Annotated in this window: 1 protein-coding gene; it reads left to right on the top strand. The window is 78.6% G+C overall.

Translation table 11 applies throughout. The features are described 5' to 3' along the window. The coding region (locus ABIC30_RS31695) for a condensation domain-containing protein (RefSeq protein ID WP_354456834.1) at positions 1-2,264 on the top strand (2,264 nt) is incomplete at both ends.

Genomic DNA, 2,264 nt, shown 5'->3' with positions numbered 1-2,264 from the left:
GCCCTCGACGACACCGCCAGCCTCACCCGACTGGTCGCCAGCGGCGAGGCCCTGCCGCCCGACCTCGCCCGCGCCGTCGCCGCCCGCACCGGCGCACGGGTGCACAACCTCTACGGACCCGCCGAGGCCGCCATCGACGTCACCGCCTGCGACGTCGCAGCCTGGGACAGCACTTGCGCAGATGGGCCCGTCCCCGGCCCGCGCGTGCCGATCGGCGCGCCCATCGCCAACCTGCGCCTGCACGTCCTCGACGACGCCCTCCACCCGGTGCCGGTCGGCGTCGTCGGCGAGCTCTACATCGGCGGGCTCGGCCTCGCCCGGGGCTACCGCGGCCAGCCCGGCCTGACCGCCGCGCGCTTCGTGCCCGACCCGGAGGCCGGGCGCGGCGGCGCGCCGGCCGGGGCGCGGCTGTACCGCACCGGCGACCGGGCGGCGTGGCGGGCGGACGGGCAGCTCGACTATCGCGGGCGGGCGGACGATCAGGTCAAGATCCGCGGCCAGCGCGTGGAGCCGGGCGAGGCGGCCGCCGCGCTGCGGGCGCTGCCGGGTGTCGCCGAGGCGGCGGTGGTCGCCCGTCCCGGTCCGGACGGGGGGCTGCGGCTGGTGGGCTACGCGGTGCCGGCGGCCGGCGGCGCGCTCGACGAGCCCGCGCTGCAGCGGGCCCTGGCCGACACGCTGCCCGACGCGCTGCGCCCCGCCCGCATCCTCGCCCTGCCCGCCCTGCCGGTCTCCGCCAACGGGAAGCTCGACCCAGGACGGCTCCCCGAACCCGACTGGGCGGGCGCGGACGCCGCGGGCGGCAGCACCGGCTTCGATCCGCCGCGCGGTCAGACCGAGACGCGCCTCGCCGCCCTCTGGGCCGGCGTGCTCGGCCTCGACGCCCGACGCCTGTCGCGCCGGGACAGCTTCTTCGAGCGCGGCGGCGACTCGATCCTCGCCCTCCAGCTCGTCGCCCGCGCCCGGGAGAGCGGCCTCGCGCTGACGCCGCGGGACGTCTTCACCCACCCGCGCCTCGCCGCCCTGGCGGCGCATCTCGACGCGGCCCCGGACAGCGCGGCCGCGCCGGCCCCCCAGGTCGACCCGGCGCGCGAGGCCGGTCCGGTTCCCCTCACCCCGATCCAGCGCCGGTTCCTCGACGGCCCCGTCCCGAACCGGCAGCACTGGAATCAGGCGATCGTGCTCGCGCCCCGGGCACCCCTCGACCCGGGCCGCCTCGCTGAGGCCCTCGCGGCCGTCGAGGCCGCCCATCCCGCGCTGCGCCTGCGCTTCGCGCGGGACGCGCACGGGGCCTGGACCCAGACCTGCCGGGCACCGGGGCAGGAGCCCCCGCTGTGGCGGCGCGCGGCGGACGGTGCGCCGGCCTTCGCGGCCCTCGCCGCGCAAGCCCAGACGAGCCTCGACCTCGCCGAAGGGCCGGTCTGGCGGGCCGTACACGTCACCCTGCCGGCGGACGGGACCGAGCGCCTCCTCCTCGTCGCCCACCACCTCGTGGTCGACGCCATGTCGTGGCGCATCCTGATCCAGGACCTCGCGGCGGCCCTCGCCGGGCGGCCGCTCGCGCCCCCGCCGACGAGCTTCCCGGGCTGGGCCCGCAGCCTCGACGTCCTGGCCCGGCACCCCGGACATGCCGGGCGCCGCGAATCCTGGCTGGCCGGCTGGCAGGCCGGGGGGCCGTGCCTCGATGCCGCGTTGCGGCCGGTCCGGCCCGACGCCCCCAACGTCGAATCCGCCCAGACTGAGATCGCCGACAGCCTCGACGCCGACGCCACCGACGCCTTCCTGCGCCGGGCCGGTCGGCCCTACAGCGCCCGTCCCGACGAGATCCTGCTCACCGCCCTGTCGATCGCGCTGGTGCGGCGCGGCGACGGGACGGCGGTGGGCGTGACCCTCGAGCGCCACGGTCGCGATGCCGACGCCCTGGCCGACGCGCTCGCCGAACCCCTCTCAGAACCCTTCCCCGAACCCCTCTCCGACGCGCAGGACGGCCCGACCCTGCCCCGCCACGACCTGAGCCGGACGGTGGGCTGGTTCACCACGCTGGTGCCGCTGCGGCTCGACCCCCTCGGCGGCGAACCGGACCTGCCGCCGGACGACGACGCCCGCATGCTCGCCCTCGGCCGCGCCCTCTGCCGGGTCAAGGAAGCCCGCCGCGCCCTGCCCCAGCCCGACCTCAGCCACGACCTCCTGCGCCACGGCCCCGTCGCGGACCTGCGCCACCGCATCGCCGCGGCACCCGAGCCCGGCATCCTCCTCAACTACCTCGG

The sequence above is a fragment of the Methylobacterium sp. 1030 genome (assembly GCF_040544715.1).
In the GTDB taxonomy this organism is placed as follows: domain Bacteria; phylum Pseudomonadota; class Alphaproteobacteria; order Rhizobiales; family Beijerinckiaceae; genus Methylobacterium.
This window is presented reverse-complemented; position numbering and strand designations above follow the sequence as displayed.